Genomic DNA, 6,685 nt, shown 5'->3' with positions numbered 1-6,685 from the left:
CGAAACTAGCTCACGCCACGCCCGAGGTGCCGACACCACAAGTTGCGGTCGCTTCAACGTGAAGCGGACCTTCTGCAGTGTCTCGGAAGTTGCAGCATTCTCGATCGCTGGCACGATTGTCACCGGCTGACGTGTGTCCGCGTTTAGGAACTCAAGCACCCCTTCGACCAAACCGTCGGCAATGCTATCCGGCACATGATCGGGCAACCGGCACCGAAACGTGACATCGAGGGTGTCGCCAGCGGGCAGGATGACATCCAAATCGTTCACCGGCGTGACCCAGTCGTCACCAATGGGGGTGCCCTCTGCGTCGGTCAGGTCGGTGACTCGTAGAATCAGTGGCAGGTCGAACGAAGTATCGGACGCCAAAGTGAGCGTCACCTCGTGTTCCATCTTGGAGTCACCGAGTAGCCCAAAATCCATTCGGTCGACCGAGAATGACGAATCGGTCACATCAACCCGTATCCGTTCTTCTTCACCAATGACCCTAAAATGCTTTTCCAGGGTCGTAGAGATAGGCAGGCCCGACCGCAGCGTCAGATGAGCGATTACCGAGTATGTGCCTGCAATCAGTTCCTTCGCGGGCGCAACCATCAAGTTGACGAATTGGCTATCGCTGCGTAGCCCGATCAAGTGCTGTTGGCCCGTCTCGGTGTGCTTAAAAATTACTTCACCACCGCTAAGCGAGATCCCGTCACCATTCTCCCACTGGAGCCCCACAAGGAAGTCCTGCGGGTTCTGCTGGATCACTTCAAAGGGAGACTCAGCATCTCTCTCCATCGTCGTTGGACGGCAAACGAAACGCAGGTCGTCGGGCAACTCGATGGTCCGGTACAAATCGGCACCAGGGAACGCCAACTCTTGCCTCGAGCTGATGAAACCAAACCTCCCACCGTCAGCCGATTCCGCAAACAGCGAGGTCGTCGCCAATCGTCCTTCGGAGTCGTAGGCTTTTGACAGTTCACCGTCTGCATTTTTTGTCCCATGGTTCTGCCCACCAACCCGAAAGCCTATCTCGGCCAACTTTTCCAATTGTGGGGTCGGCTGCATTTGAGCCGTGATAATGGTGCGTGCTTTGAGTTCACCAGCCAACTCAAATGGACGGTCGGCTTTAAACTCCGAAGTTGGTGGTAACGTGATGACAGGGTAGTTAATCAGCCCGTGAACTAAGCCGCCGCAACACCCTGAATGAATTCATCAATACCTACGTCGACGATTCGCTTCCAGTTGAAATTTACGAGCAACGCCTGGCTACGATTCGCGATGCGGCCGTCCGCAACGCTCCGCCCCGCGTGAAGCAGTACCAATGCTTACAAGAAATCATTGATGACTTTAATCGCCAGCTCGCCGACGTCGAGCAGTCGACCCAGTCAGAATTTGAGAAAGAATCACTTCGTTCCCTGATTTTAATGGAACGCCATAACGCCACCCAAAGGTTCATTCAGCCATGAGTCGTTACTTAATCGGACGTTCTCCTGAGACCGGCCAAAACGTCTACTTGCCAGCGGCGACGTTGCCGACGCATAGCCATTTCATTGGCGCCACCGGCGTCGGCAAAAGCACGCTACTCGTGCGAATCATTACGCAACTCGTGGTCGGTTTCCTCGTACCGACGACTATCTTTGTGATCGATCCGCTGGGTGGGTTGGCCGAGTCACTATTGAATTTCATGGCGCATCCAACGCTCTGTCCCGAGTCGGTCCGCCGTCGGCTCGTTTATATCGAACCGGCCAACACCGACTTCGTGATGCCGTTCAATCCCCTTCGCTTTCTGGACGAGAACGATCTGTATTATCGGACCGGACGCGCAAGTGACGTGATGCTCCGCAGCGGAAGTAGTCACGACATGTCCATCATGCTGAGGCTACGACGATGGCTTTACAATTGTTTCTATTCCATCGGTGCGATGGGATACCCACCGTCGGCTGCGCAATTTTTGGTGCAACCCGGCACGGACCAGCACAACCAATTGTTGACCCAAATCCCACCGGAACTTCAACTGGCTTGGTCCGAAATCATGCAGGCGGGACTGCGTGAACGCATCACGATTCTCGATAGCACCCGAAATCGCCTGAACCCGTTCTTCGTGTGTCCCGCTTTGAACTACATGCTCAGTAGCACGCAAAGCAATTTTGACGTCGCCAGATTCATGACCGAAAAGAAAATCGTGATCATTAATTTGGCACCCAAGGGAAAAATCGATCCTCACATTGCCAGCACGATCGGTGGCCTGATGGTAAATGAGATCATCCAGACCGCCCGCAATCTCCCCCGAGAGATCGTCACGCCCACCGCCCTCGTTCTTGATGAGTTTCAGAACTTCGTCGGGGAGGATTTGTACTCCGCCATTCCGGAGACCCGGCAGCTCGGTCTTCAGCTTTACCTGAGTCATCAAAGCATGTCGCAATTAGAACAGGGTGATGTCGACATGCGTGGAATCGTGTGGCAAGCACGTAATCGCTTCATGTTCGCGAACGATGCTGATGACGCGGATTTGCTTGCTCACGAACTAGCTTCGCAAACCTACGATTCCAAAGAACTCAAAGATCAAATTGAAGTCTTTCGTCAGAAGAAGGTGGGGCAATCCTTAGTCCGCCTAAACAACTTCAGCGCGACGACTACGAGTTCCCACGCCTTTGACGAGAACAGTTCAAGCGGCACGACACGCGGTCGCAGCTATCAAAACGGCCAACCCTACGGCGATTCCACGTACAGCGATGGCAGCAGCGTCAGTCGCGGAAGGTCGGAAAAGAACGCGACCAGCCAGGGCACCAGCGAAGGATGGTCCGAAACCCTGGTAGACAACCTTGAAGATTTTTACGAAGTAAGTTCGCGAACATACTACACGTTTGACGAACAGGTTCGACGATGGGCCCGTCGTGTGCGACAACGGTCGACTGGACAAGCATTCGCAAAATTCAAAGACGACAACACCATCCATGAAGTGGATGTCGACCAAGTAGTGATTCCGATGATTCCCGCGTTGGTCGACTTGAAAGCAAAGTTGCTGGAAGAGAACTTCGCGAATCGTGAACTATTCTTGCCCACATCCGAGGTTCGCACTCAGTGGGACAGCTTCGTGCAGGGACTGGGTGCGGGCACGATCATCCCACCTAATCAGCAAGCAATTGTTGACGCGTGTTCCATCAAACCCAGTGGAGGATCACACGATGATTCCGACTTTCGGTAGGATCAAGCAGCGATGCCAAATCGGGCAAGTCGCTCGAGCCTCGGCAGCCCAAGCCCTTCGGTCATCGCGTATTGGTTTCTCGCCTCGGTTCGGGCATCGCCAATCGCTGGTAGGTCACCTGCGAGGACTCGGTACAACTGATCGCGGTACGCATGACGCTTTACTTCCCTTTCTCTCACCCATGGAGGATCTATCTTCACACCTGCGGCGTTCACCGCCGCACACAACACCGGCCAGTCCGTTCCCATCGCTGATGGACGCAGTGAAAGAGTTTGCGTGCATGACGTTGGTTGCGATCCCTGCTGATTGGATTGCCGACGCACTCCGATCGCGTGACCGTCCGGCAGCAATGCCCATGTGTGCATCGCTGTTTTTGGTTCAAGGGCCATGGCAAGTTCGGGCGATTCGCAACCAGATGTCGAGTTTCGACTTTGGTGATGACTTTGATCGCCAGCGTCTCGTTGATGCTGGTTGGCAAGTTATTCCCGAGACTGGACTGTTTGTCTACGACCTGGACGGGTATTTGTTGGTCGGGGTCGATGGCATCGGATATGACTTTTTCGATGCTCATTGGCGGCCGTTGTACGAAGTACTTGGATTGAGGTGGCATCTCGATGACTAGCCTTATCAGGGACTTCGAAAAAGATTGTACGCCGGACTTGACTCAGTTCGGGTTCGGCGTACAAATAAGGCATCGCTCGCTCGCCGAGTGCCTCCATGACGTTTTGTCCGCCAGCGTCCTCGTGACGCTGAAGACCAATCGCTTGGTTGTAATTGCTCCCGCCTGGGACCGTCTCTACCGAACCTTGCTTCTTTTCAGCAATCGTTCGGTATCTTTTTTTGCTCATCATGCAATGACGGTATTACGAGGGTCGGTTGATGCAACTCACTGAATTGGACATGGCGGTCTTGAAAGCGGTCGCCCACTACTATGTGCTGACCCGAGAAATGGTCCAAGCGATCTGCTGCGCCGGTCACGCGAGCGGGCGTGGTACGCGCAAGCGGCTGTTGCGTCTCGGAAAAGCTGGTTACGTCGTCAAGCACCGCGTGCCGGTAGCGTTGCCGGGTACGAATGGTGCCGCGCCGGTCTACTACGCCACAAAGAAAGGAGCGGAGGCACTGGCGAGCTATTTCGGCAGCGATGAGTTCCTCGCCTCCAATACGCGGACGCCTCGGGCGGATCGGCTCTCCCATTGGATCGCAATCAACGAAAAACGCCTGCTCATTGAGGCGGCGGTGGAACGAGTGCCCGAACTCGACATGGTGCAGTGGGTCACTGAATGGACGATCGTCAACCAGGGTGATGCCAAGACCGATCAGTACTACTTGCACACCCAATTTTCTGAAAAACCGCCGCTGTCCTGTTCGCCCGACGCCGCGTTCGTTCTCGAATTTCGGGGACAACGCAAAGTGTTCTTCGTGGAAGTCGATTTGGCGACCTCGAGCCCACGGCAAATCGCAGCTCGGAAGTCCAAGGGTTACGACCGTATGGCCACCACCAAGACACACCGGAAGTTGTTTCCCGCTACCACGCTCGATTCGTTTCGCGTGCTGTTCATCACCACCAACGACTACCGGGCCAAGAAGACGATGGCCGAAATGAATGACAAGCCAGGCAAAGAGCACTGGTTGATGATGAGCGAAACCACCCTGAACCCAGACAATTTTTTCACTGGTGATGTCGCCTTGGATCACGAGGGCATCACTGGACCGTTGGTCAAGAATGTGACGGCGTCTGCCGTCCAGATCGACCAACCCAACCGACCACACGTCGCACCACCGGCTAGCGTATAGCAGTCAGGGTGCCGTACCACGCCGGTGTTGCGTGTGGACTTTTGTTGTCACGTTTCGCGTGACGTTATCCATCAATTCCCCCTCTACCTATGAGCAATCAAACCCAAAACGGCCAATCCAACGAACCAATTCGTGTCTTCCGTTCTTCCGGCATCAGTGTTGCGGTGTTCTCGAACACTTCGGACGGTAAAACGTTCTACAAGCTTTCGGCACAACGCGTTTACAAAGTTGGCAAGGATTTCAAGACAAGCACTAGCTTTGCTTTGTCAGAAGCTCCGACCCTCATTTTTTTGATGCACCTGGCTTGGAATTACGTTTCCGAGCTTGAGAACAAGACCAAGGATCGTGCAAACGATTAGTCACTAACCAATAAGCGGGTCATTCCCTGACCTTGGCCCGCTTCCCTTTCGGTCGCTTACGACCGACGCATCGAACAACATGATCGTGATTGCTTCGCGCAATCCGCAGCGTGTTGCTTTGCTGATTCATCTTCCTCATCTCGCCAAGCAGTGCTCTTTTCCCATTTTGCTTGGACTTCTAACCCAACCAATATCGCGAGAGGCCGGATGGCTTCGCGTGAACTTTGAGAGAGAAATGAATCATGAGTCGCCAAAACCCAGAACACGTCATTCGCATCGGTAGCGTTTCCGCCAGTGTCTTCGCCCGAAAGATCGAACGCGAGGGCGAATCGGACCGCATCGTCCGCAGTGTCAACCTGCAAAAACGTTACATGGATGGCAATACCGCCAAGTTCAGCTCATCGTTCGGCTTGACCGAGTTGCCGCAGGCAATCGAAGTGCTCAAGCGTGCAATGCAATACGTCGCCGATGCGGAAGCGGTCGTCGTCCAAGTGTCCAGCGAAGCGGATCAATTTTAGTCGCTTCGATACCCGATCACTCGGGTTGCTATCCATGCTCGCCGCCGGTTGCGGACGGCGGAAGTGTGGACGGCACCGAGTTGTTTGTCGTGATTGGATCACGGCAGTTCCCCCATTTCATTCCCCCTAANAATATGGCTACACGTTCATTTATCTCGCTCAAGACGAAGGATGGTTTCATTGGCTGTTACTGTCACTGGGACGGTCACCTAGACGGCGTTGGTCGGACCTTAGTCGAGCACTATCTCGATGAAGCTAAGATCTGCCACTTATTAAGCCTTGGCGACATGTCATCGCTTGGTGAAGACGTCGGATGGAGCCGCGACTTTGACGATCAAGACTATGGAGCCCATTCCTACTTCGGGCGCGATCCCGAAGAAATTCGAGAGGGCGAGAATACTGAGGCCAAGAGTTTTGTCGATGTATCGGCACTCAAAGCATACGCGGCGGATTCGGGATGCGAATACGTGTATGTGTTTGAGAACAACGGTTGGAAGTATGCCTGCCGCAGGGCTCAGTATTTTGGATCAGATGACGGAAGCGACTTCTCAGAATTTCAATGGATGAAATCAGCAGCAATAGCCGCTTAGCCAAACACATCGTGTCAACGCGGATGGATGACGGCCGCAATCGTCATCGCCGCTTGGCACAGACATCGGGTGTACTCGACAGAACGAGCCAGCAAGCTCGGACGTTGACGTCACCGATGGTACCCGCGAATCGCTTGGCGGTTCGACTCTCTTGGACGTTCCCATCTCACGAACGTTCGAACTCTTTTGATCGAGGTTGCTTGACGGACAAGCACCGATCACTCCCCTGCTTTA

General features: G+C 54.1%; 7 protein-coding genes. 6 read left to right on the top strand and 1 reads right to left on the bottom strand.

Annotation, left to right across the window (positions count from 1 at the left end; translation table 11 throughout):
- The coding region (locus RMSM_RS04115) for a hypothetical protein (protein ID WP_144057361.1) at window positions 1-1,050 on the bottom strand (1,050 nt) is incomplete at its 3' end.
- Window positions 1,051-1,447: 397 nt separating this feature from the next.
- Between RMSM_RS04115 and RMSM_RS04110 the strand changes: the two genes are divergently transcribed.
- The 6 genes from RMSM_RS04110 (at window position 1,448) to RMSM_RS36380 (ending at window position 6,451) form a co-directional block, all read left to right on the top strand.
- On the top strand, window positions 1,448-3,190 hold the full coding sequence (locus RMSM_RS04110) for a type IV secretory system conjugative DNA transfer family protein (RefSeq protein ID WP_008691981.1): 1,743 nt from the start codon (window positions 1,448-1,450) through the stop codon (window positions 3,188-3,190).
- A gap of 181 nt (window positions 3,191-3,371) precedes the next feature.
- Window positions 3,372-3,812: a hypothetical protein gene (locus RMSM_RS04100; RefSeq protein ID WP_144057360.1), complete on the top strand. Its 441-nt coding sequence runs from the start codon at window positions 3,372-3,374 to the stop codon at window positions 3,810-3,812.
- Window positions 3,813-4,069: 257 nt separating this feature from the next.
- Window positions 4,070-4,984, top strand: a complete 915-nt coding sequence (locus tag RMSM_RS04090) for a replication-relaxation family protein (protein WP_008691976.1) — start codon at window positions 4,070-4,072, stop codon at window positions 4,982-4,984.
- An 89-nt stretch (window positions 4,985-5,073) separates the two neighbouring features.
- Window positions 5,074-5,343 carry a hypothetical protein gene (locus RMSM_RS04085; protein WP_008691975.1) on the top strand — a complete coding sequence of 90 codons (270 nt, stop codon included), beginning with the start codon at window positions 5,074-5,076 and terminating at the stop codon, window positions 5,341-5,343.
- A 242-nt stretch (window positions 5,344-5,585) separates the two neighbouring features.
- On the top strand, window positions 5,586-5,861 hold the full coding sequence (locus tag RMSM_RS04080; RefSeq protein WP_008691974.1) for a hypothetical protein: 276 nt from the start codon (window positions 5,586-5,588) through the stop codon (window positions 5,859-5,861).
- A 134-nt stretch (window positions 5,862-5,995) separates the two neighbouring features.
- Window positions 5,996-6,451, top strand: a complete 456-nt coding sequence (locus RMSM_RS36380; protein WP_144057359.1) for a hypothetical protein — start codon at window positions 5,996-5,998, stop codon at window positions 6,449-6,451.
- Window positions 6,452-6,685 lie beyond the last annotated feature (234 nt).

The organism is Rhodopirellula maiorica SM1, from assembly GCF_000346295.1.
Classification (GTDB): Bacteria; Planctomycetota; Planctomycetia; order Pirellulales; family Pirellulaceae; genus Novipirellula; species Novipirellula maiorica.
The sequence above is the reverse complement of the archived record's forward strand: the minus strand, read 5'-3'. Positions and strand labels throughout refer to the sequence as shown.